The organism is Streptomyces sp. NBC_00885, from assembly GCF_045207475.1.
Taxonomy (GTDB): Bacteria; Actinomycetota; Actinomycetes; order Streptomycetales; family Streptomycetaceae; genus Streptomyces.
Genome location: NZ_CP108796.1, coordinates 5,290,320 through 5,314,134, shown reverse-complemented (window position 1 = coordinate 5,314,134; position 23,815 = coordinate 5,290,320). Strand labels below are relative to the sequence as shown.

Genomic DNA, 23,815 nt, shown 5'->3' with positions numbered 1-23,815 from the left:
CTCCATCACTCAGTCCGCATCAGTCTGGTCGGTCTCGTTGTCACCGGCGTTGTAGCCAGCTTCAATGTTATGGCTCGTCTGTTTGTACCAGTCGGTTCCATCGAGCCCGGGATGGACGGCGATGTACGCGTCGAGCGGATCGGCCGCCCGGCGCCTGCCCAGATCGACAAACTTCGTTTTGTCCATTTCTTCCTTGCGGTCGAAATCGGCTTCCTTCTCGGCCAGTTCACGATCGATCCTGATGCCCTGTTCCGTCTCCATGGCTCCGCCTACGCCTTCGATAACGGCGGGCACGGCGAACGCTACGGCTGCCGCTGTCGCGGGCCCGCCGAACGGCAGCGTGGCCAGGCCGACTCCCAGGCCGACGCCCTGACTGACCCCGAACTTCTTCCACTCCGCGGCTTCGGCCATCTTGCGGTTGGCTGCATCCGTCGCTTCGCCGTACGCGTGATTAATCTCGCTGACCCGAGCCTGGTCAAGGATTCCGTGCGCCTTGGCGCCCGTTTCCAGGATTGTGGAAAGAGCCGCGTCAGGCTGACGATGTGCCACCAGCGCACTTGAGGTGTACTCATGCTGGGCAGCCGAGAGAATCTCGTAGCTCCCCTCGTGCTTGCCCACAGAGGCAAGGAAGTCGGAAGCCGTTTGATGCCTGAGATTGATGTGGCCCGGCCCCTTGTGGTTGAAGGCTTCGTCACGGAGCGCCTGGCCACTATCCTTGTCGCCGAAGTTCCCCACTGCCCAGTCCAGGTCGTCGATATAGCCGGCGCCCATCTTGGCCAGGCTGTTTCCGATGCCAGGCTTGTCGCCCACGTATCCCTGGTCGTTGGCAACAGTCTGGACGACCTGCGACATGATGTTGGCCGTCGTGTCGTCGCGGCGCAGTCCGAGGTCGGGCTGGTCGTACGGCACACCGAGCGTCGCGGCTTCCAGCGCGTGCCCCAGCTCGTCGTACCCGTAACCCCGCTTGTCCTCCGCGAACGGATTTCCGTCGGGCCACTTGCGATCGGACATGAGGTACTTCAGCTCCGGGTCGACCTTGGAATCGGCCTCCCAGTCCTTCGAGTAGAACATCTCCTTCGCCGCGTCCGGGTTGTGCCCCAGCGCCTCCATGTAACCGGCCATGGGATCCAGGCCGTGGTCGGACCCGGCTCCGAAGCTCAGGAACGGGTCGACAGAGCCGTCCGGACGGTACAGCTGCTTCAGCTCCGTCTTGCTGTGATCCTTCTCGAAGTCGATGAGACCCTTGCCGTAGTCCTTGAGGAAGTCCTTGTCGTACTCGCCGTTCCGCATGAGGCTGCTCATCACCTGGAAGCCGTACGGCCCCTTGTGATTGGTGCCGGCATTCATGTCCAGGAGCTCGACCTGCTTGCTCCCGAGGCCCACCATGTCCTTCTTCCAGCGATCCATGGCGTCGCTGTCGGAGTGGGAGGCGAGCGCGAGGGTGTAGCCGAGCGACTTCTGAATGCTTTCCGACGCCTTTGACTGGTCGCCGCCGGTCTGCGTCCGGTCCGCGATTCGCGTCCAGAGCTCGAGAGTCCCCTTGGGCCCCATGTTCGTGGCGAACTTCTCCGCGAAGTACGGGTCGCCTTCGTGCTTCGCGATGAGAGCGTTGATCCGCTGGAGGGTCTTGGGATCCAAGTTGTCCGAGAGGCCGGCGAGCCTCAGATCGCTCTTGTCCCCCGTGAGTTTCTCGAGTTCCTTGAGGTCCTTGTCGGCCTGCTCGCGGCCCTTCTGGGCGTCCTTGATGCTGTTGTACGTGTCGGAGTCAAATCCGCGCTGGCGGCCGTTGTGGTCCTGGCTGAGTGCCCAGTGCAGCGTGTCGTCCGCTTCCTGAGCAGCCGTCACCTGATTCCCGATACTGGTCCGGTAGGCCTGGATCGACTCCTGGTACGCCTTGTTGAGCTGCGCTTGGTTCTCGGTGCCCTCTGGGGGATCGAACCAGACCTCGCCGTCGGGCTTGATCGAGAGATACTTGTCCTTCTCGATGTCGGCCGTCAGGGTCTTCAGCTTCCGCTGCGCTTCCGTGAAGATCTCGTGGGCATCGGAGAGCAGCTTGTGGACGTCCGCTGCCTCGTCGCCGGCAGCCATCATCTGCTTGTCCACCATGGAGAGCTTTTCGTAGGCCGCGGTGGCTGCCTCGCCCTTCCAGTCGGACCCGTAGATGTCCTTGACCACTGTGTTCCAGTAGAGGGTGTTGGCCTTCTTGAACTCTTCAGGAAGCTTGCCCCATTGGGTCACCGCCTGCGACAGCTCCGAGAAGTCGGCATGGAGGAGCGTCTTGTAGTCGAGCATGTCCGTGATCTCCTCAGCCTCTTACTTCAGGTCCGGCTTGTCGTCGGCGCCACCGTTCTTTCCCTTACGGGAGTTCTTGTAGCGGTCTGCTTCGTCCTTGTCGCGTACCTCGAAATCAACTGCGGAGGCCCGAAGAGCACCCGCCACATCGTTCTTGAGCAAGCCCTCGACGTAGGACACCTGCTTCTTCCACCGAGAGAGGAAAGTGGCGAAGGCGGGACCCGACTTGAAGCCTTTCAGGCTTGCTCCCACCTGGCCGGTCTCCGTCACCACCTTGTTGTCGGCATCGACAAAGTCACCACGGGCAGTGTCAGCCTTGTCCGCGCGTCCCATCAGCACGCTGTACGTCACGTGAAGCCTCTGCCCGCCTCCGCGCCCACCGTCCCCGGGGTCGAGTTGGTTGAGCTGCATTCGGGTTGTGGCCTCGCTCTTGTGCTGGGCCCATTCCTCTTCGAACGACATGTCTTCCTCAGGACGGAGGTCGGATCATTGCCAAGACTGGTTCACTGTGACTCACAGGAATTACGGAGACCTGATCGATGAGGGGTGGCGGAACCGGCGGCGGGCCGCCGTACGGCGGACCACAGTGGGCGGCGGGCACTCCGCCCGCAGCTGCCGCACCGTTACGTCGCACGTCCTCCGAGCCGGCCTCGCACCATCGCGTCCTGGGCAGCCCCCGAGCAGGCCGACAGGGGGCCACGACGTGTGTCCCCGGCCTACCGTTGCTCGGCAGCAACGTGCCCTCCCCCGTTACCCACTGCTTCGGAGCCACTGTAGCGAGCGTTCACGGCAGGGAACAGCCCTGAATTGCTCCTGCAATTAGCTACAAAATAGCCACGAGTAGGGGCGGTTACCGCGCTTGGGACCAATCGCCTGCTCTGCGATTTCGCCATGCGAATGACCCAGACGTCACAGGCGGCCGACGAGCAGAGGCGTAGCGAGCCATCCACCTCCCGGCGAACCCGCGCCCGGGCACTCGGTAGGCTCTGCTGATGTTGTCTTGTCGACGGGGGATTCGCAGATGGAACGAGCTCAGACGGATCGACCGCGCGTGGACACTCCGCGCCAGATCGGCTCGTACTGCCTGATCACCCGCCTCGATCCGACCGGCTCCGGCTTCCCGCCCGCCCCCGAGCGCGTGGTCCGCGCGCTGGATGCAGCCCTGGCCGAGATTCTTGACGGCGCGCACGCCACGGGCGTCAGGCACGCGGGCCTCTCCCCCGCGGCCGTGCTCCCGGCCGGAGACGGCCCGCGCCTGACGAGCTTCGGCGCGGTGCGGAACTGACACGATGCTGTCCCCTCTCACTCACGACGACCCTGCCCAACTCGGTGCGTACCGCCTGATCGGCCGCCTCGGCAGCGGCGGTATGGGCACGGTGTACCTGGCCCGTTCTGTCGGCGGTCGTACCGTCGCGCTCAAGACGATGCACGCTCGCATCGCTGCGGACGCGGCCTTCCGCACCCGTTTCCGACTGGAAGCCGACGCGGCCCGGATCATCGGCGGCCATCACGGTGCGACCGTCGCCGACGCGGACCCGCTCGCCGAAACACCTTGGCTGGCCACGGAGTACGTGCTCGGCCCGCCCCTCGACGATGCAGTAACCCTCTGCGGCCCGCTGCCCGAGGCATCAGTCCGGGCGCTCGGCGCAGCCCTCGCCGGAGCCCTCGGTCAACTGCATTCCTCCGACGTCGTGCACCGCGACCTCAAACCCTCCAACGTGATGGTCACGGCGTACGGACCCAAAGTCATCGACTTCGGCATCGCCAGGGCGGCAGGGGACGACCGCCTGACCCGCACGGGAGCCGCGGCCGGCACGCCCGCGTTCATGTCACCGGAGCAGGCAACCGGCCAGGAACACACGCCCGCCGGTGACGTCTTCGCCCTCGCCGGCGTCCTTGCGTACGCCGCAACGGGCCACGGCCCCTTCGGCACCGGCCAGCCCGCAGACCTCCTCTACCGCGTCCGCTACGCCGACCCCGACCTCACCGGCGTTTCGGCCGCCCTGGTCCCCATCCTGACCCGCTGCCTCTCCAAAGACCCCGGCCAACGCCCCACCACCAGCGAACTCGCCACCCAACTCCACGACGGCCAAGGCCAATTCGCCGACCATCTCCCCGACACCCTCCTCTACGAGATCGCTCGCCGTGCGTCGATGGTCTGGTACTACCAACCGCACCGCCTTCCGGCCCCGCAGGAGTTCGAGCCTCCCGCACCGAACGGCATGTCCCGCCGCAAACTGCTCACGATCGGCGGCGGGTCAGCCCTCGGCGTGGCTGCCGCAGGCATCGGGGCGTGGGCATGGTTCGACAGGCAGCACGCCGACGAAGACGGTTCGGAGGACGAACAAGCCGACAACGGGCCGTCCGCCGTGTGGAGCGCCGATGTCGCCGACAAATGGCAGCGTCAGCTCCCCATGCCCGTCGGCAACACAGTCGTCACCCTGTCCGACGGTGGGCTGCTGGGCCTGGACGCGAAGACCGGCAAGCAGCGCTGGTCCTACCCCGCGCTTGACGTGGGGCAGCAGATCGCCTCGGACGGCACGGCAATCTACGGCTTCGTACCCGATGAGACCGAAGTGGAGGGGCTGACACTCAGCGCGTTCTCGGCTGCCAATGGAACCCTCGAACGTCGCATCGGGCACTTCGCCGAATTCAGCGGCGCCGTGCACGACGTGGAACTGCTCACCGCCGCTGACGGAGTCCTCTATCTCATCGCCTGGACCGGGCCCAAGCCCACGGGCTTCGCCGACCAGGCCAAGGGCTGGCGGCTGCTCGCCGTAGACATCCGTACCGGGAAGAAGCTCTGGCAGCGGCCGCACGGGATGATCTATCCCGACAACGGCTCGCATGCGGTCAGCGCGAAGGCGGTCGGAAAGTGCCTGGTCACCGCAAGCAACGGGGTGACTCTCCCGGACTTCAGCGTGAGCGGCACCGACATCCGCACCGGAAAGCGGCTCTGGACGACACAGATGCCCAGAGTACGGGGGGACAACTCCTTCCTGATTCCCGGCCAACTCGCTGTGGACCAGCAGCACGTCTACATCGGCAGCGGACGGGTCCACGCGGTCCGGCACTCCGACGGCAAGGTCGCTTGGTCGTTCGGTGAGGGGCGCAATCGGGGCGATGTCGAGGAGAAGTCACGGCTCTACGGGCCTCCGGCCGTGAAGAACGGCGTCGTGTACGCGGCCGAGGGCAGCCGCGGCCTCGTCGCCCTGAACGCGACCACGGGAAAGCTGTTGTGGGAGGAGGTGGAGGACCTGACAAAGGACGAGGACCCGGTGCTCGATGTGCCACCGGTCGTCGGTACGAAGTTCGTGTACGCGCCTGTGTCCAGCGGCATCAGCGCCGTGGATCTGCGCACCCACAAGTCCGTCTGGGCGTCGCGGAGTTCCGCGATCCGATTCGCGGTGCACGAGGGAACCAAGACGCTCGTCGGCGCCGACGGCACCACCGTGACTGCCCTGCCCTTCGAGTAAGAGAGCCTCACCATGATCCCCCTCAGCACCGGCGACCCCTTGCGCCTCGGCCCGTACCGACTCATCGGAACACTGGGCGAAGGCGGCATGGGAAAGGTCTACTTCGGGCGGGACAACAGCGGCCGCAAGGCGGCGGTGAAGGTCCTGCGGCCCGAGCTCGCGCATGATCAGCACCTGGCCCAGCGCTTCGTCCGCGAGGCCCGGACCGCGCAGGCCGTGACCAGCGCCGGCGTCGCTCGGGTACTGGGCGCACAGACCGAGGGCGGGCGCCCCTGGATCGCCACCGAGTTCCTGGCAGGACCCACGCTGGAGGAGGCGGTCGACGCGTACGGGCCGCTGGACGAGCCCGGTCTGCGTGCGCTCGCCGCGTCCCTCGCCCGCACGCTCCAGGACATTCACGCAGCGAACCTGGTCCACCGCGACCTCAAGCCGTCCAATATCGTGCTGACTTCGCGCGGCCCCCGCGTCATCGACTTCGGCATCGCCCGCCCCGAGCACGGTCTCACGCTCACCACCACGGGCCAGATCCCGGTCACCCCCGGCTACGGCGCTCCCGAGCAGGTCCTCGGGCAGCGGGTCGGTCCGCAGGCCGACGTCTTCTCGCTCGGGGCGGTTCTCGCGTACGCGGCCGGTGGGCAACGAGCCTTCAACGGCCCGCATGTGGCTGCGATGCAGTACGAAGTCGTACATGGTGAAGCGGACGTGAGCCGGGTGCCGGACCAGCTGCGCTCCCTGATACTCCCCTGCCTCGCCAAGGACCCGGCGCAGCGGCCCGTACCCGCGCAGATCGCCCACGCGCTCGCGCCTCCCAAGAGCCCCGGCAAGGTCTGGCGGCAGGGCCCCTGGGCGGAGGAGGTCGCCCGGCGGGAGACCGCGGCCGAGCACCTGGCCTCGTCGTACTCGACAGGGGTTCCCGCCCAGCCGTCCCGGCGCCGCATGCTCACCGCCCTGGCCGTGGGCGGCACGGTCCTCGCGGCCGGTGCGGGTACGACCGCCTGGTGGCTCAAGGGCGGCGGTCGGGACGGTTCGGGGCCGCGACCGGTCGCCGTTCCGCCGGCAGTCGAAAAGCCGTCAGCCGCGGTACTGGCGGCCACCGACGACTTCGCGCCCCTGTGGGGTCCCGTGCGCGGGGCGGGTCCGAAGTCCCCGGCTCCCCTTCCCGTACGCGATGTGGTGATCTTCGAGGCCGACAACGGTGGCCTGGCCGCCCATCGCGTGACCGACGGGAAGCAGAAGTGGCGTGCCACCGGGGCCAGCGGCTCGGCCGGCTTCGTGACGGTCGCCGACAGACTCGTCGTGGGAGCGGACGCGGAAGGCGCATTGCAGGCGTTCGTGGCATCCACCGGTGAGCAGGCCTGGACGACTTCCGGCATCACCGTCGAGAAGCTGCTGGCGGCAGACGCCGACACGGTCTACGTGATGACCAGGGGACGGCTTCTGACCGCGTTGGCCGTCGCCACGCGGAAGGTGCTGTGGTCGATCCCCACGCCCGTACGCACCTCGTTCACCGCCCCACCGGCGGCGGCCGTCGGCGCGGGCCGCCTGGTGCTCTTCGCATCGGACGGCGTGGTGGTCGTCCTGGACACGGCCACCGGCCGCAAGGTGTGGGGCCTGCCCAACCAGGGGACGGCGGCTCTGGCGCCCGCCATCGTGAAGGACAGGGTCTACTTCGGGGGGCGGACTCTGGCCGCTCACGCGCTCACCGACGGCAGGAAGATCTGGTCGGTGGAGCCGGAGACGAGGGTCGATGAGTCGGGCGGCGGCTGGGGTCCTCCGGCAGTGCGCGGGAACGAGGTGTACGCCGTCGACGACGGGCTCTACCGCCGGCGCGCGAGCGACGGGACGAAGGAGTGGAAGTTCTACCTGCGCGGATACGGCGACGACCCCCGGAAGCGGCCGGTTGTACAGGGCGGCACCGTGTGGATCGTCGAGTCGGGCTACTACGGACTGACGGCAGTCAGCACGGACACCGGCGACGAACTCTTCCCATACACCTTCGGCGACAAGGACGACGGGGCGGCGTACGAGGTGTCGGGCGACGGCAACCGGCTCTTCGCCGCGCACGGCGGCTCGGTTGTCGCCATGCCGATACGCGCCTGAACCGGATTGCACGCGCAAGGAGCCCCGGAAGGCAACCAGCGGCCGACGCTCCGTGACCGCCCCTGGGCGGACCGCCTTCCGGGCTCTCACCGGCACTTGAGTAGGCTCCTGTCGTTCATGACCACCACGGGGGCTTAGCAGATGGAACGAGCACATACGGAACGGCCGCAGGGTCACAGTGCGCGCCAGATCGGTCCGTACCACCTCATCACGCGTCTCGATCCGGCCGGTCCGGGCTTTCCCCCTGCCCCCGAGCGCCGCTTCATCGCGCGCAGCGCGGACGGCGACCGTACGGTGCTGGTCAGGACACCGGGGGAAGGTGTGGATCCCGAACGTTTTCTCGTCGAGGCGGACGCTGCTCGTCGGCTGCTCGGCCCCTGGGTCTCCCCCGCCGCCGAACTGTCGCCACCGTCCAACTCCCCCTGGTACGCGTCCCCGTACCTCCCCTCGGTCCCGCTTCCCGTGGCCCTCGCCGTCCACGGCGGGCCCCTGCCCGAGCGCACGGTGCGGGCCATCGGGACTGCCCTCGCCGAGACGCTGGCGGGCGCGCACGCGACGGGCATCACTCACGCCGGCCTCTCACCGGCGGCCGTACTGCTCGCGGGAGACGGCCCGCGTCTGACCTGCTTCGGCGCCGTACGCGCCGCCGCCCCGGACGGCGAACAGCGCTCCGGCCTGCCCGGCCTGGAGCCCGGCAGCCTCGCCCCGGAGCAGGCATCGGGCGGCCGCCCGCGCCCGCCGGGGGACGTCTACGCCCTGGGCGCGGTCCTCGCGTACGCCGCCACCGGCCACACGGTCCCGGACAAGGGCGAACTCCCCGAATCCCTCCGCGCCTTGATCTCCCGCTGCCTCACCCGCGACCCGGCGGCCCGCCCGACGGCGGCCGAGGTCCTGCACGCACTGCCGCCCGCTTCACTGGCGCCCGCGTCCACGGTTCTCGACTCGAGCTCCTCGCTGTTGACGCCCGGCTGGCTGCCGGGCCGTGTGGTGGCGGCGGTGGCCCGGCAGTCCGCCGAAGTGCTCGCCGCGGAGCTCCGTGTTCCGCTCTCCCCCAGGAACTGACGCGATGCTTTCGCCGCTCACCCACGACGACCCTGCCCAGCTCGGCCCGTACCGCCTGCTCGCCCGTCTGGGCAGCGGCGGCATGGGCACGGTGTATCTGGCGCGTTCCGCAGGCGGCCGTACCGTCGCACTGAAGACGATGCATGCGGCTATCGCCTCGGACACGGCCTTCCGTACACGCTTCCGCCTCGAGACCGACGCGGCCCGTATCATCGGCGGCCACCACGGAGCAACGGTCGTCGACGCGGACCCGCTCGCCGAAACCCCCTGGCTGGCAACGGAGTACGTCCTCGGCCCGCCCCTCGACGACGCGGTCTCGCTCTCCGGCCCCCTGCCCGAACCCTCGGTCCGCGCCCTGGGCGCAGCCCTCGCCGGAGCGCTGGCCCAGCTCCACGCCTCCGACGTCGTCCACCGCGACCTCAAGCCCTCGAACGTGATGGTCACGGCGTACGGCCCGAAGATCATCGACTTCGGCATCGCCCGCGCGGCGGGCGACGACCGCCTGACCCGTACGGGAGCAGCGGCGGGCACTCCCGCGTTCATGTCGCCGGAACAGGCGACGGGCCAGGAACACACCCCAGCCGGTGACCTATTCGCGCTGGCAGGAGTTTTGACGTATGCCGCAACCGGCCACGGCGCCTTCGGCACAGGTCAAGCGGCGGACCTGCTGTACCGCGTGCGGTACGGGGAGCCGGACCTGACAGGCGTACCCGATGCGCTGGTCCCGATCCTGAGCCGCTGCCTGTCGAAGGACCCGGCACACCGGCCGACGACTGCGGAGCTGGCTGCCTACCTCCACGACAGCCGCGGCCAATTCGCCGACCACCTCCCTGACTTGCTCCTCGCGGAGATCGCGCGCCGAGTAACGGAGGTCTGGCAGTACGAGCCGTACCGCCTCCCGGCACCAGCCGAGGAAGCGCTTGCGTCTACAGCGCACAACGTCACTAAGGTGTCCCGCCGGAAGCTTCTGACAATAGGTGGGGGTTCAGCCCTCGGCGTGGCGGCCGCTGGGTTCGGCGCCTGGTCATGGTTCGCCCCTGAGACTCCTGGCAAGAAGGACTCACTGAAACACTTGGGCATCTCATCGCCTTCCCCTAAGAACCCCGACGACGACTACGTCTGGCAAGTCCGCGTGGCCCGGCCCCCAAGCGATTTGTGGCCTGCACCGGCATCAATTCCCTTTCCCGCCGGTGACTTGCTCGCCCTGGTCGTCAGCAGCGGTTTGGCGGCAGTCGATCCAAGGACTGGGCAGACGGCATGGACGAGCGGCGGGCGCGAGCACTACTGGCAGATCGCTTCCGACGCGGACGAGATCTACCGCATCGGCAGGCTCAAAGAGGCCGCAAAGGGAGCCGGCACCAAGCCACTCGTCATCGAGACGGTCGACCTCACCAACGGCAAGCTGAAGAAGAGCTTTCCTCCGCTTATCGGCCTCAACGGGGCTGTCTTGGAGAACCAGTTGGTGTGCGTCTCGGGCGGAGTGGTCTACCTGGCTGCATGCCAAGGCGCCGACACAAATGCCGGCATCCAGCACGATCAGCCATGGTTTCTGACAGCTGTGGACACTCTCGCTGGCAACGAGCTGTGGAGACAACCTCTCCCAGCCCGACGGGAGGGGTCCAAGCGACTGCACTTCCTCGCGGGCCGGGTGGTTGGCGACCGGCTCGTCCTGCTCCAGGAGAGCGCGGAAGGTGCCATCCGTGTTGTTGCACGCAATGCACGTACCGGAAAGTCCCTTTGGGACAAACCGATGTCCGGTGCCAAGCCGGACCAGGCACGCGGAATGCTGGCAACGGATGACACACATGTCTATTTGGGTCTGGGCGCACTGCGTGCTCTGCGGCTGAGCGACGGGAGCGAAGCATGGAATTTCCACAAGAAGAATGGCCGCCACCCCAACTACTACAACGGCCCTCCAGCTGTCGTAAACGGTGTTGTGTACGCCGCGCAGCAGCGTCTCTCGGTCATCGGGCTCGACGCGGCGACCGGAGGCATTGACTGGCTGAACAAAGACGGCGACGGAACGGACGACCTCACCGCTCCTCCTGTCAACGGCGTAGAGCACATCTATGTCAAAGACTCATCGGGATTGCGCGCCGTCTCAATCACCACCGAGACAACGACTCACACGTACGAAACCACCGGCACGCGCTTCGTTGCGCACCCGCGGGCGCAGGTCTTGATCGCCTCGGGTGGCAATTCCCTGACCGCGTTCCCACTCCAGTGAACTCCACAGAAAGTCTTGCCCCATGAAGCCCCTCGGCACCGGTGACCCGCTCCGCCTCGGCCCCTACCGTCTTCTCGGCGTGCTCGGCGAAGGCGGCATGGGCAAGGTCTACTTCGGCCAGGACGGCGCTGGCCAGACCGCTGCCGTCAAGGTGCTGCGTCCCGAACTCGCCCACGACCAGCACCTCGCACAGCGCTTCGTGCGTGAGGCCCAGATGGCCCAGGCCGTGACCAGCAAGGGCGTGGCCCGGGTATTGGGGTCGCAGATGGAGGGCGGCCGCCCATGGATCGCCACCGAGTTCCTGGCGGGACCGACGCTGGAAGAGGCCATCCGGTCAAACGGGCCCATGGACGACACGACCGTACAAGCCCTCGCCTCAGCCCTCGCCCACACACTGCACGACATCCATGTTGCTGGACTTGTACACCGTGACCTCAAGCCGCCGAACATCGTCCTGACGTCGGTTGGACCGCGAGTCATCGACTTCGGCATCGCCCGCCCCGAACACGGGTTGACCCTCACCACCACAGGCCAAATCCCAGTCACTCCCGGTTACGGCGCCCCGGAACAGATCCTGGGGCAGCGGGTCGGCCCGGCCGCCGATGTGTTCTCCCTGGGAGCCGTACTCGCCTACGCGTCGAGCGGCCGCCGAGCGTTCGACGCCGGCCACGTCGCTGCGGTGCAGTACGAGGTGGTGCACGGCGAGCCTGACCTCGCCCAGGTCTCACCGGCACTCCAACCACTGATCGGCCCGTGTCTTGCCAAGGACGCCGGGCTGCGCCCCGCACCGGGCCAGATCGCCACGGCATTCGCACCGCCGCGCGGCGGGGAGCGCGCCTGGCGGCAGGGCGCATTGGGCGACGAGATAAGAGCGCGCGAGAACGGTGTCCACGAGCTGACCACCCAACACGGCTCAGCCGCAGGAGGCGCAGTATCCCGCCGGCGGCTGCTGACAACCCTTGCGGCCGGCGGAACTGTGCTTGCGACCGGCGGTGGCGGGGTCACTTGGTGGCTGCTGCGCGGCGGCAAGAGTTCGGACCCAGGTGCGGGGAGCAAAGCGGCATCCGGTCCCTTCGACATCCCACCTGCGGCAGTTACTCCCAAGGCGGGCGTCCTGGACAAGAGCAAGGCAAAGGTCAATGGCTACGAAGAGCTGGAACTCACGCCCCTGTGGGGCCCTCTGGAAGTGAACGCCGTTGACTCGCCGCCGCCCAAGCCCGTGCGCGACGTCATTGTCTTCGGCGCACGCAACGGCGGCCTGGCGGCCCATAGCGTCGTCGACGGAAAGTTGCGCTGGAGCGCGCCGGAAGTTGTCACATCCGGCGGGTACACGTCCCTTTCCGACCAGCTGATTGCCGCTATCGGCCCCGGAAACAAGCTGGTGACCTTCGTCGCCTCCACAGGAGAACGCAAATGGACGGCTCCTGCCGAGGCGAGATACGTCCTCGCCGCCGACAAGGAGTCGGTGTACGTGGTTACGACAGACGGACGAGTGCGAGCCGTCGGGCGCTCCGATGCCAAGATCCGCTGGACGGTCAACAGCCCGGCTGACGTCGTCAAAGACCCTAGACCCGATGCAGTCGCCGCCCAGGGCCGCCTCATCTTCGGTGGCAAGGGCGGACTCGTCGCGGCACTCGACACGAGCAGCGGCAGGAAAGCATGGACATACGCCACCCAGGCTGAAACAGCCCACACACCCGCGGTGCATGGCCAGACCGTCTACCTGGGCGGCAAGAACCTGACCGCACGCCGCATCTCCGACGGAAAGGAGATCTGGACCAAGAAGCCCTACAAGGACTACACGGGCGAACTCCGGCCCTGGTCCACGCCGGTGGTAAGCGGCGACTCCGTATACTCCATGCGCGACAAATGGGTCCGGCGCGTGAAGCTGACCGACGGAAGCGCCGTCTGGGACGACCGCTTTGACACGGCAAGCGGAGATTACAACAGCCCCGTCCTGGTCCAGGGCAGCTTCGCCTGGATCGTGCACTACCCCTGGGTGAATGGGGTGGAACTAGACCAAGGCGAGTCCTCTGCGGCTTACGACCTCACCGAGGTTTCCAACCCCCTGGGGTTTGCTGCCGACGGCAATCGCGTCTTCCTGATGACCGAGAAATCGCTCACAGCACTCCCGGTGTTCTGAGCCCTTACCGACCCAGAGCGGCGTCGGCCAGCTCAGCTTCCCGAGGCGTATCCGGCCAATCCACCACCCGGCGGCGCTGCTCAGCTACCGACTCACCGTGTTCCTGCCACCACCGCTCCGGCCGACACCACAGCAGGAACGCCCGATCCCTACGGGCAACTGGTTGAGTCGCATGCTGGTCGCACCGGATCGCGCGCTTGCCCATTCCTCGTCGAATGACATCAGTCTTCCCCGTCGCTGAGCCCCGGCCGCGACCAGGACTGGAATTGGCGATGCTGGCTTTCTACGGGCGGGAACCTGCTTGCCCCGATGTCCCATCGTGGGCCGCTTGCTCCCCAACTGCCGTAGCCTCAGAGGCCACTGTAGCGAGCGGCTGAACCGGCGCACAGCCGGGGATTGCACGCGCAATGGGTGTCACATCGCCACCAGTGGGGCATCGCGACCACTGCTCATCCGCCGCTTCCCCGAATGCGAATGTGCAGAATTTGTGACGCCGCAACGGAAAAGGGTGCCGTCGCACAGAGCACGACGGCACCCAGACCGCGCAAGGACCAGAGGTCAGGCGCTGCGGCGCCGGGAGCGGATGACGGGGACAGCGACCGCGGCACCGATGAGGGCGGCCGCGCCTACGCCGAGGACGATCCATAGGGTGGTGTTGCTGTCGTCGCTGCTGGCCGCTGACGCAGAGGTGTCGGGCTGCTTCTTGTCGGATTCAGCCCCGCCCGCGGAGGCCTTGGAAGGCTGCGAGGACGGCGACTTGGGGGCGGACGCCGCGAGGTCGGGGAGAGGATACTCGTCGGCCGGGCCTGGGTCGCCCGGGGTCTTCAGAGCGATTCGCGGGCGGACCGTCCCGTAGCCGAGGAAGTCGGTTCGCTTCTCTCCGCTCCTCGGGCTGCCAACAGTGTTCAGCATGACGCGCAGGACCTGGTTGTTGGTCCACTCCGGGTGCTTCGACCAGATAAGCGCGGCAGAAGCCGCGGCTAGAGCGGTCGCGTCACTGGTTCCTCTGCTCTTGCACAGTCGGGTTTCCTTAGTACAGGGTCCGACGATGTCCGCGCCTGGTGCAACGAAGTCAACGAGTGGCCCATATTGGGCCTCTTCAATCTTCTTGCCGTCCTTACCAATCGCCCCCACGCCCACTACGCCGGGCGTGGCGGCCGGGAATTCGATGTCGGTGTCGCCATCGTTGCCGACGGCGGCAAAGATGAGCGACCCCTTGTCGATGGCGTACTTCACAGCGCTCGTCAACTCGGGCGATCCGTGAATGACGCCTTGGGAGATGTTGATGACCTTCGCGCCGTGGTCGGCCGCGAAGCGGATGGCTTCACTCGCCGGTTTCTGGTACTCGTCGGCCTGATCCTGCTTGCTGCCTTGTGCGTCCGTATCCTCGAAGCGGATGGGAAGGATCTTGGTTCCCGGAGCCAACCCGAAGGCGCCGTTTCCGCCGTCCATCTTGCCTGTACCAGCAATGATGCCGGCCATGGAGGTGCCATGGCCTTGAAGGTCAGTCCACTCGTCGCCCGACGCCCCGGACATGAAGTCTTTGCCGCGGAGGACCTGGCCTTTGAGGTCCGGGTGGGTGGCATCGACCCCACTGTCAATGAGCGCCACCGTAACGCCCTTACCCGTGCTGACCTTCCACATCTCTTCCGCATGCATGGCATCCAAGTGCCATTGCATGGAGCGGTTCGATTCAGCCTGCGCCGGTGCGGCAGCAGAGCCCACCAGCAGTAGGCCCAACGACGCCGCAACAACAACCCGGCGTCGACGCGATCGATTGCTACTGGTAGACATCTGCTTCCTTTGACCTATTTTGTGGGAGGGGTCAGTCGATGACCGGCGGGACCACCCGCCGGCTGCCCTGCTGCCAGGTCTCTTCGTCTTCCGAGAGGTAGTCCGGGCGCTCGCCGTTCTGGTCTTCACGGCGGGCATTGGCACCGTGCGACCCCGCGGGGATCGCTCCGGCTCGGCCCACCTGGCCGGGGTGTGCTCCGCTGCCAGCACTTGCAGTCCCGCCTCGGACAAGGCCAGATCCACCGGGCGTGAAGGGGCGAGCGCTCCCCTGGCCCGGCTGCTGAGGCCGGCCTCCGACAACGCCGCCCACTTCGGACGCCAAGCGACGCCCACCGGAGATGCCGCCCTGACCAGCGCCGCCCGTCGGCCCACCGCCGTGCATACCAGGCATACCCGGCATACCGCGGCCCATCGGACCTCGCGTGCCCGTGGTTCCTTCATGGCCGATCACCGTGCCACGAGGAAGCCCGCCCGTGGGGCGGCCCGTGTTCGGCGTGACGGGTCGGCCGCCGGTGATGCCTTCACGCGGCATTCGCGAGTTGATTCCCGGCTGTCCGGGCGGCACGACACCGCGAGCACCGGGAAGCGCCTTTCCGGACGCACTCGTGGTGGGCGGGGGGGTGCCGCCGAACGCAGGCGGGATCAGCCCCGGCTGCATGATGTTTGGCCCTTCGGGCTTCCCTGCCGGAGGAACATTGGGGGTGGACGGAGGGAGTTGTGTCTGCGGCGGCAGCGTGTCCACGCTGTCGATCCCCAAGTGGGTGGGGCGCTCAGGCTGGATCTGCCCGTGCTTTTCCGCGGGCGCCACCGGCTGAGAGGGGTCCGACGAGGTTGAACGCTTGCGTTCGCTCACCGAAGGATCGGTGCCGAGCTGGTCGGAGCTCTGCCTCTGTGATCCCACTGACTGCGTTTCCGAGCTCTTGCCGTACAAGGGGGCCGCTGGAACAAAGCGGTCCGGCGGCGACGGAAAGGTCGGCACCTTTTGCGAGTTCATCTGGCTGGCGCTCTCCGAGTACGACGCAGCCAGCCTCTCCATATTGCGTACCGCCGCTTTGTGAGCCTCTTCTCGCGCCTTAGCCGCCACTGCCAGGGCCTCAGGCGACACCTTGCCGTTCTCGTCCGGCGGCGGCTGGAACTTTTGGATGGTCGATCGAGCGCTCGCGCCAATCGGCGCCGAATCGGGATCGTTGTGGTACTTACGCGCGGCATCGGCACTGGCCTGCGCTGTGCCCAGACTGTCAGGCATGGCACTGTGAGCCTCGGCGATCGCCGTCGAGGCAAGCGACAGCCACTTCGCCGAATCCTTGCTGTACATACTGAGAAGCCGAGTGGAATTGGCGGTGTCCGCCCCCCAGTTACGGAAGGCGTCCCCGGCCTCCCCGTGCCAATGCACGGTCTTCATATGCGTCGTGAGGTCGGTGGCAAGCTGGTCGAGAGCCTTGGATGCCTCCGCCAGCCTGTCGGAAACACCCTGGACCGTCCCACTGCTCGAAGGCGTGAGCCATGCCCACAAGTCGTCATGGGTCATGTTCTGGAAGTCGGTCTTCACACCACCACTGCCCTTGGCACCGTTACCCATGTGCCCTCACCCCTCTCCCCCGTTGTCCTCGGCCCAGCGTCATCAGGTGTCAGCACCCTGGTCGACGGGCTGGTCCTTGGCGTGCTCCCTCGCCCACTCGCCCGTGCGCTGGTTCAGGGCGCGCATGCGCCGCTTGACGTCGTCGTCCATTTCTTCATAGCCGCTTTGCGAGGCCTGGATCGCGATGCTCAGGCCATCCACAGAGTCCGACAGCATCTTCGAGAGCTGCTTCAGCTGCACGACGACCGACTCGTACGCACCGAAGAGCTCCTGCGCCTCGATGAATGCACTCTGTCCCCCACCCAGCTCATCACGCACCAGCTTTTCGTCGGCCAGCTGCTTCGGCGAAGCCTGCGACCCCAGCAGCTTGGTGAGGATCTGGTCAGCCTTCTTGCGGAAGTTCGCCAGCGTCTCGGCCTCAACCAGCATCGCCTGCTGCGGATTGACGTTCCACAACGTATCCATCGAGCTTGGCGGCTTAGGTACCGGCGGCCCATACACCGGTAGCGGCGGGCCGTACACCTGCCGCCCTGTCCCGTCGTCCTCTGCCACGAAAGCCTCCCCGTTTACACACGTCTACAGGGATCACTGTACCGAGCACCAGTGACACCTCGCACCCCCGGATTGCAGATGCAATGCGCGTCACACGACTACGAGTTGGGGACCGCCACCGCCGCCTGAGCCCTGATCGGGAGCCTGTTGATCGGGCGGCCCGTCGCCGCGCGGACCGCCGAAGCTACTGCCGCAGGTGAGGTGACCACCGGAACCGCGCTTGCCGGCTTCGCGCCGAAGGGGGCCACCACGTCGCGTTCCTCGACGAGTTTCACGATGCGAATATCCGGGGCGTCCAAGGATGTCGGGAGTGCGTAGCCCGTCAGGTCCGGGTGGCGGACCAGGCCGCGGGCCGTGCGGAGGTTTTCTGTCAGGGCCGCACCGACGCCCTGGGTGATGCCCGCTTCGATGCGGGTTGCCAGTTGGGCCGGGTTGAGGACGCGGCCCACGTCCTGGGCGACCGCCATTTCGACCACGCGGATCGAGCCGAGTTCGATGTCGACGTCGACCACCGCGCGGATCGCGCAGAAGGCCATGCCCACGAAGGCGTCGCCCTGGCCGGCCTCGTCGAGGGGCTCGGTGGGGTGCGGTCGGCACTGGGCCGTTGCCCAGAGTTCTTTGCCGTCCATCGCCTCGGTGACCGTCGTCGACAGGACACCGTCGTACGACGTGATCTTGCCGTCGGTGATCTGGAGGAGCTCCGTGGACATGCCGAACTTGTGGGCCAGGGGCTGCAGCAGCTGGGTGCGGACCATCTTCGCCGCGCGCTCGACGGCGCCGCCGGAGACCCAGGTGTGGCGGCCGTGGGCGGCGGGGCCCGCCGGGGGCTGGTCCGTGTCGACCGAGGCCACGTGGACCTCTTCGAGGCCCAGCGTCTCCTGGACGATCTGGCGGGCGAGGGTGGAGAAGCCCTGGCCGGTCTCGACGGCCGCGCAGATCACCGTCGCCACGCCGCCGTGGACCTTGACCGTCGCCGTGGAAACCTCGTCGGTGCCTTCCGCCCCGAGCATGTGGACCATGCCCAGTGCATAGCCGACGCCTCGGCGGATCGCGCCGGGCTCGCCCGCGCCCTCCGGGCCACCGGGCAGGAGCCAGGCCGCTTCCGGGGTGTCCTTGGGGAGGGTGGGGAGGGGGAAGTCCCGTACGGCCTGGAGGAGTTCGGCTACGGGCGCAGGACAAGTGACCGTCTGGCCGGTGGGGAGGATGTCTCCCGTCGCCAGCGCGTTGCGCAGGCGCAGGTCCACGGGGTCGAGGCCGAGCTTCCCCGCGAGCTTGTCCATCTGCGCCTCGTACGCGGCGCACACCTGCATCGCTCCCTCGCCGCGCACATGGCCGGAGGGAGGGTTGTTCGTACGGACCGCCCAGCCCTCGATGAAGGCGTGCGGGACGACGTAGGGACCGCAGGCGAAAGCGACTGCTGCCGCGAGGGATTCGGAGGAGGCGTCGGCGTACGCGCCCGCGTCGAGGAGGAGTTGGGCCTCGACCTTGACCAAGTGGCCCTCGGCGTCCGCGTGGTGGCGGTAGCGCAGCAGCGTCGGGTGGCGGTGGGCGTGGCCGAGGAAGGACTCCTCGCGGGTGGCGGTGAGTTTGACCGGGCAGCCGGTCTTCAGCGCCAGTAGTCCCAGGGGGAGTTGGAAGCCGGGGTCCTCGCGGTCGCCCGTCGCGCCCGGGACGCCGGTGACCACGACCTTCACCCGGTCCGGCTCCAGGCCGAAGCACGCGGCCGCCAGATCGCGGTCCGTGTGGGGGTCGGTCGACGCGGCGTACAGCTCGACGCCGCCGTCGGGGCGCGGGACTGCGAGGCCCGCCTCGGCGCCGATGGGGGCGGGGTCCTGGCGGCCGATGCGGTACAGGCCCTCGACGATCACCTCACCCGTCGCGTCCGGGTCGCCGTAGCGCAGCGGGATGTGGCGGATGAGGTTGCCGTCGGGGTGCAGGGGTTCGGCGGCGAAGGCCTTCTCGGGATCGGTGACCGGGTCGAGTACTTCGTACTCGACGGCGATCGCGGCGGCGGCGAGGCGAGCCGTGTCGGGGTGGTCCGCGGCGACGGCCGCGATCGCCTCGCCGTGGTGGCGGACGAGGTCGGAGGCGAAGACGGGACGGTCGGCGATACGCCTGCCGTACGACGAATCGCCCGGAATGTCTTCATGGGTCACCACGGCTCGTACGCCGGGCATCTCCAGGGCCGCGGACGTGTCGATCGAGCCGATCCGCGCGTGCGGGTGCGGGGAGCGCAGGATCGCCGCCCACAGCAGGCCCTCGGCCCACAGGTCGGCGGCGTACGGGAACGTGCCCTCGGTCTTGGCGCGGGCATCGGACGGCGGGAGCGACGCGCCGATGCCGTGGGCGGGCGCCTCGGGCTGCGCGGCTTCGGCCGTCCGGGGCGTCGCGGTGGTGGCCGCGTCGTTGCTCACGCCATGCCTCCGTCGTGCGGGTGGGGCTGCACACTACCGGCGCCGGGGGGCGCCTGGTGCGGGATGCGGGCTTCCTCGCTCGCCTCGGTGGCGGCCGCGGCGCTCGCGGCACGTTCGGCGACCACCTCGCGTACGGCTTCGAGGACGCCCCGGTAGCCGGAGCAGCGGCAGAGGTTGCCGCACAGGGCCTGACGGGTCTCGAGCTCCGTGGGGGCGTGGTTGCCCTCCAGGAGGTCGTGGACGGTCATCGCCATACCGGGGATGCAGAAGCCGCACTGGACCGCGCCGCAGCCCGCCAGGGCGCGCTGGACGTCGGAGGGCTCACCGTCGGCGGCGAGGCCCTCGACCGTACGGACCTCGGAGCCGGCGGCGGTCGCGGCGGGGACCAGGCAGGAGGCGACCAGGCGGCCGTCGACCTGGACGTTGCACGCGCCGCACTCGCCCTGCGAGCAGCCGTCCTTGGCGCCGGCGAGGCCGAGGCGCTCGCGCAGCACATAGAGCAGGGATTCGCCGATCCAGGCGTCGGTGACGGGGCGGTCGGTGCCGTTGACGCGCAGGACGTAGGAGGTGGGCGGGTGTTCGTCGCTGTCGATGGAGGAGCTGAGGACAACGGCCTCGTGCTCGGGCTCCGAAGCCGTCTCGGGGGCCGTCTCGGGGGACGTCTCCGCGCTTTCCCCGGGCGGCTGCCCTGACGGCTCGCCCGGGGCCTCGCCGGGCAGCGCCGCGGCACCGGCCGGCTCGGGGACCGGCTCCTCGGCCACTGCGGGCTCCGGGGCCGTCGCCCAGGGCGCGGTCGCCCCGCCCGGCAGCGTGGCCGGGGCGTCGGGGGACGGCGCCCACGGGGCAGCAGCCCCGCCCGGCAGCGTGGCGGGCGCGGCGCCCCACTGGGACCGCAGCGCGGATGTTGTGAACTCGCCGGACTCATCGGGAAGATCGCCGTCGGCCACCGGGATCGTCCACTGGCCGGTCAGCTCGGAGGCTGACGGGGCCGGAGCCGGGGCGGGCTCCGCCGCGGTGAAGGTCCACTGGCCCGTGGCATGCGGGTCGACGCGCTCGGCGTGCGGGGCCTCGGGCTCCGGCCACCGCACCGCCGCGGGCTCACCCGTCGGCTGGTGCACGGCCCAGCTGCCTGTCGCGCCCGGATCGGCGGCGTCCGGCGCCGGAGGCGGGATCACCGGCGGTACGTAGCCGTGCCCCGGCGCCTCGAGCGGCGCGGCGTCCAGCATGCCCTCGGGCGGCAACTGCAGGAAGGCCGTGGCCTCGGCGTCGTACTCGCCGCCGTGCGGAATCGGCTGCCAGCCGCCCTGCTCCGTCGGGAGCTCGTGCGGCATTTCGCGCGAATTCTCCTCATTGCTCACGACAGCGCCCTCCCCAGTGCACGTCGGGCCAGCGCGGCGACGGTGCGCCGCAGATGCAGTACGGCGGGCGGCAGCACGGGCTGTTCCTCGCCCTGCGCGGCCGGCGCCGGATCCGGAATGCACGCTGCCGCGACGTACTCGCCGAAGGCAGCCAGCGCCTCGCTCGCGAGGCCGCGCTCGCCGTCCCAGTCGATCAGCGACGCGATCCACCGCTCGGCCTCCAGCGGCCGCAGCGGCATCGGCGCGATCGCGCCCACCGCGCAGCGCACCCCGCGCCGCGCCGGATCGAGGACGACCGCGACGGACGCGCCCGCGCGGCCCGGCCCGGTGCGCCCGGTGGCCTTCACGAAGACCTGCGGGGCGTGCAGGAGCGGTACGCGTACGAAGCCGATCAGTTCGGCGGGGGCGAGCATTTCGCGGCCCGCCAGCAGGTGGGACACGGGAATCTCGCGGCGGGTGCCGCCGGGGCCCGCGATGACCAGGTCCGCCTCCAGGGCGGCCAGCACGGGCAGCGTGTCCCCGGTCGGGGACGAGGTGGCGATATTGCCGCCGAGCGTGCCCGCGTTACGGATCTGGGGCGGGCCCGCGGCGCGCGCGGACGCGGCCAGCGCGGGGATGAGGGCGGCGAAGTCGGGCCGCCCCATCCGGGCGTGGGTCAGTCCCGCGCCGAGCAGTGCGTGTCCGTCCTGGTAGCGCCAGCCGCGGATCTCGCTGATGCGGCCGAGGCCGACGAGACCGGCCGGACGGAGCTGCCCCTTGTTGACGGCGGCCATGAGGTCGGTGCCGCCCGCGACAGGCACGGCGGCGGGCATGGCGGTGAGCGCCGCCACGGCCTCGTCGAGCGAAGCCGGCAGCGTCACCGACTGCGCCGCCTGCGGTGCGTGCGTGGTCACCCAGCTGCCCCTTCCCGGTGTCCCGGCTGTCCCGCCTTTGTTGCCGTACCGTACGTGCTCACAGCCCGGACGTGGCAACTCTGGCACATCTTCCGAGCCGACCGACGAGAGGGTCCGCGAAGGGCATATCCGTACCGGATGTACCGTCTCGCGACGTTGGTCCGTTTTGGAACATCGTCGGCGCCACATGCGGATTGCCACTCTTCGGCGACCGATGTGCGGCTTTTTCCTTACACGGTTCAACCGTCCCAGGGCAACGGGCGCCGGACATGCGAGTTCCGGCCGGGCTCACACGTTTGGGGGCGCACCCTCGATCGGGCGTCCGATGCTGCCCTTCATTCCTTTGGGGGCGGGACGCTTCTGCCACGGCAACGGGCCCCCGGGCGGCCGGTAGTCGACGCCGAGCGCGTCAAGGCGCCTGTAGTGGACCGTCATTCGCCGTTCGAAATCCGCGAAGTCACGGTCGTTGGGTGCGGGCAGCGCGGACCAGGCGACCTCGGCGAAGGCCGCGAGCCTCGGAAAGACCTGGTAGTCGACTCGGGAGCGGTCCTGCATCACCTCCGTCCACACATTGGCCTGGGTACCGAGGACGTGCGCGGCGGCCTCGGGCGACAGGGCCGGGGGAACGGGCTCGAAGCGATAGACGTCCTCAAGGGTGCGTACGTATCCGATGGGCATCGGCTCGTCCGGGCCGCCGTGCTGGCGGTGGTCCAAGTACACGTGCTGCTCGGGGCACATGACGACGTCGTGACCGGCCTCGGCTGCGGCGATACCGCCGGCGTATCCACGCCAGGAGGAGACGGCGGCGCCGGGCGGGAGGCCGCCCTGAAGGATCTCGTCCCAGCCGATGAGACGGCGGCCGCGCTCGGCGAGCCAGGTGTCGAAATGCCGGATGAACCAGGACTGGAGCTCGTCCTCGCCCTTCAGCCCCAGCTCCTCGATGCGCGCCTGGGCGGCCGGGGACGCCTTCCATTGGTCCTTGGGGCACTCGTCGCCGCCGACGTGGACGAACGTGGACGGGAAGAGGTCGATGAGCTCCTCGAAGACGCCCTCGTAGAAGCGCAGGGTGTTGTCAGTGGGGGCGAGTACGTTCGGATTGATGCCCCAGTTGTCCCACACGGAGAGGGAGGTCGTATCGATGACGTCGGTGTTGCCGAGTTCCGGATATGCGGCGATGGCGGCCTGCGAGTGGCCGGGGATGTCGATCTCGGGGACGACGGTGATATGCCGCTCGGCGGCGTACGCCACGATCTCGCGGATGTCGTCCTGCGTGTAGTAACCGCCGTGCGGCCGCTCGTCCCAGAGCTCGGAGGCGCGATGGCCGTATTTGGTGCGTGCGCGCCAGGCTCCGACCTCGGTGAGCCTCGGGTGGCGCTTGATCTCGACGCGCCAGCCCTGGTCGTCGGTGAGGTGGAAGTGGAAGACGTTGAGTTTGTGTGCGGCGAGCAGATCGAGATAGCGCAGGACGTCGGCCTTGGGCATGAAGTGCCGTGAGACGTCGAGCATGAGGCCGCGCCAGGGGAAGCGGGGGCTGTCCTCGATGACCTGGTCCGGCAGGGCCGCTGTGGCCGTGGTGACGGGCGCCTGGCGAAATGCCTGCGTGCCCAGCAGTTGACGCAGCGTCTGGGCGCCCCAGAAGACGCCCGCCGCGTCGCCGCCGGCGATCTCCATGCCCACTGTCGAGGCCACGGTGAGCCGGTACGCCTCGGGCCGCAGTGAGTTGTCGATGCTCAGGGTGAGCCCGTTGGGCGTGGGCTGCGGCGCGGGCGGGAGCGGCAGGCCGAAGGCCGCGCCGAGTACGGAGCGCAGCCACCGCTCCGTCCGCTCTGTGCCGGGTCCGGCGGTGATGGACGTACGGGCGTCCATGACGAAGCCGCAGCGGTACGGGCCTTCGATGTACGACGGGGCCGGAATCAGGTCCATCA

15 protein-coding genes are annotated in these 23,815 nt (G+C 68.5%); 6 read left to right on the top strand and 9 right to left on the bottom strand.

Translation table 11 applies throughout. The features are described from left to right. Positions 1-9 precede the first annotated feature (9 nt). Positions 10-2,292, bottom strand: a complete 2,283-nt coding sequence (locus OHA61_RS24150) for a hypothetical protein (RefSeq protein ID WP_406304781.1) — start codon at positions 2,290-2,292, stop codon at positions 10-12. A gap of 21 nt (positions 2,293-2,313) precedes the next feature. Further along, the gene (locus OHA61_RS24145; protein ID WP_406304780.1) at positions 2,314-2,754 is read right to left on the bottom strand and encodes a hypothetical protein; all 441 of its coding nucleotides are present in this window, start codon (positions 2,752-2,754) and stop codon (positions 2,314-2,316) included. 589 nt (positions 2,755-3,343) lie between these two features. Between OHA61_RS24145 and OHA61_RS24140 the strand changes: the two genes are divergently transcribed. The 6 genes from OHA61_RS24140 to OHA61_RS24115 all read left to right on the top strand — a co-directional run bounded on the left by OHA61_RS24140 (position 3,344) and on the right by OHA61_RS24115 (position 13,300). Beyond that, the gene (locus tag OHA61_RS24140; protein ID WP_406304779.1) at positions 3,344-3,577 is read left to right on the top strand and encodes a hypothetical protein; all 234 of its coding nucleotides are present in this window, start codon (positions 3,344-3,346) and stop codon (positions 3,575-3,577) included. Positions 3,578-3,581: 4 nt separating this feature from the next. After that, complete coding sequence (locus tag OHA61_RS24135) at positions 3,582-5,768, top strand: protein kinase domain-containing protein (protein ID WP_406304778.1); 2,187 nt, start codon at positions 3,582-3,584, stop codon at positions 5,766-5,768. A gap of 12 nt (positions 5,769-5,780) precedes the next feature. Then, positions 5,781-7,868 (top strand): protein kinase domain-containing protein, encoded by a 2,088-nt coding sequence (locus OHA61_RS24130; RefSeq protein WP_406304777.1) that lies wholly within the window; start codon positions 5,781-5,783, stop codon positions 7,866-7,868. 141 nt (positions 7,869-8,009) lie between these two features. Further along, on the top strand, positions 8,010-8,930 hold the full coding sequence (locus OHA61_RS24125) for a serine/threonine protein kinase (protein ID WP_406304776.1): 921 nt from the start codon (positions 8,010-8,012) through the stop codon (positions 8,928-8,930). 4 nt (positions 8,931-8,934) lie between these two features. Continuing rightward, positions 8,935-11,157 carry a protein kinase domain-containing protein gene (locus tag OHA61_RS24120; protein WP_406304775.1) on the top strand — a complete coding sequence of 741 codons (2,223 nt, stop codon included), beginning with the start codon at positions 8,935-8,937 and terminating at the stop codon, positions 11,155-11,157. 22 nt (positions 11,158-11,179) lie between these two features. Beyond that, positions 11,180-13,300 (top strand): protein kinase domain-containing protein, encoded by a 2,121-nt coding sequence (locus OHA61_RS24115; protein ID WP_406304774.1) that lies wholly within the window; start codon positions 11,180-11,182, stop codon positions 13,298-13,300. A 558-nt stretch (positions 13,301-13,858) separates the two neighbouring features. Here OHA61_RS24115 and mycP read toward each other — a convergent pair. From mycP to OHA61_RS24080, 7 genes are all read right to left on the bottom strand, one after another. Continuing rightward, positions 13,859-15,094, bottom strand: coding sequence for a type VII secretion-associated serine protease mycosin (gene mycP / locus OHA61_RS24110; RefSeq protein ID WP_406304773.1), 1,236 nt, complete (start codon positions 15,092-15,094; stop codon positions 13,859-13,861). 31 nt (positions 15,095-15,125) lie between these two features. Then, positions 15,126-16,673, bottom strand: coding sequence for a hypothetical protein (locus OHA61_RS24105; RefSeq protein ID WP_406304772.1), 1,548 nt, complete (start codon positions 16,671-16,673; stop codon positions 15,126-15,128). Positions 16,674-16,715: 42 nt separating this feature from the next. Further along, a complete protein-coding gene (locus OHA61_RS24100) occupies positions 16,716-17,225 on the bottom strand; it encodes a hypothetical protein (RefSeq protein ID WP_406304771.1) in 510 nt (169 codons plus the stop codon). Between the two features lie 98 nt (positions 17,226-17,323). Then, positions 17,324-19,639: a xanthine dehydrogenase family protein molybdopterin-binding subunit gene (locus OHA61_RS24095; RefSeq protein ID WP_406304770.1), complete on the bottom strand. Its 2,316-nt coding sequence runs from the start codon at positions 19,637-19,639 to the stop codon at positions 17,324-17,326. Next, positions 19,636-20,970 carry a 2Fe-2S iron-sulfur cluster-binding protein gene (locus OHA61_RS24090; protein WP_406307441.1) on the bottom strand — a complete coding sequence of 445 codons (1,335 nt, stop codon included), beginning with the start codon at positions 20,968-20,970 and terminating at the stop codon, positions 19,636-19,638. The genes OHA61_RS24095 and OHA61_RS24090 overlap by 4 nt, the downstream gene beginning before the upstream one ends. 23 nt (positions 20,971-20,993) lie before the next feature. Next, the gene (locus OHA61_RS24085) at positions 20,994-21,890 is read right to left on the bottom strand and encodes an FAD binding domain-containing protein (RefSeq protein ID WP_389371954.1); all 897 of its coding nucleotides are present in this window, start codon (positions 21,888-21,890) and stop codon (positions 20,994-20,996) included. Between the two features lie 288 nt (positions 21,891-22,178). After that, complete coding sequence (locus OHA61_RS24080; protein WP_406304769.1) at positions 22,179-23,813, bottom strand: beta-N-acetylhexosaminidase; 1,635 nt, start codon at positions 23,811-23,813, stop codon at positions 22,179-22,181. Positions 23,814-23,815 lie beyond the last annotated feature (2 nt).

Bases quoted from the DNA above. Each gene is read 5' to 3' on its own strand.
- OHA61_RS24150 (WP_406304781.1), bottom strand. From the start codon at position 2,292: ATGCTCGACTACAAGACGCTCCTCCATGCCGACTTCTCGGAGCTGTCG.
- OHA61_RS24145 (WP_406304780.1), bottom strand. From the start codon at position 2,754: ATGTCGTTCGAAGAGGAATGGGCCCAGCACAAGAGCGAGGCCACAACC.
- OHA61_RS24135 (WP_406304778.1), top strand. From the start codon at position 3,582: ATGCTGTCCCCTCTCACTCACGACGACCCTGCCCAACTCGGTGCGTAC.
- OHA61_RS24130 (WP_406304777.1), top strand. From the start codon at position 5,781: ATGATCCCCCTCAGCACCGGCGACCCCTTGCGCCTCGGCCCGTACCGA.
- OHA61_RS24125 (WP_406304776.1), top strand. From the start codon at position 8,010: ATGGAACGAGCACATACGGAACGGCCGCAGGGTCACAGTGCGCGCCAG.
- OHA61_RS24120 (WP_406304775.1), top strand. From the start codon at position 8,935: ATGCTTTCGCCGCTCACCCACGACGACCCTGCCCAGCTCGGCCCGTAC.
- OHA61_RS24115 (WP_406304774.1), top strand. From the start codon at position 11,180: ATGAAGCCCCTCGGCACCGGTGACCCGCTCCGCCTCGGCCCCTACCGT.
- mycP (WP_406304773.1), bottom strand. From the start codon at position 15,094: ATGTCTACCAGTAGCAATCGATCGCGTCGACGCCGGGTTGTTGTTGCG.
- OHA61_RS24105 (WP_406304772.1), bottom strand. From the start codon at position 16,673: ATGGGTAACGGTGCCAAGGGCAGTGGTGGTGTGAAGACCGACTTCCAG.
- OHA61_RS24090 (WP_406307441.1), bottom strand. From the start codon at position 20,970: ATGCCGCACGAGCTCCCGACGGAGCAGGGCGGCTGGCAGCCGATTCCG.
- OHA61_RS24080 (WP_406304769.1), bottom strand. From the start codon at position 23,813: ATGGACCTGATTCCGGCCCCGTCGTACATCGAAGGCCCGTACCGCTGC.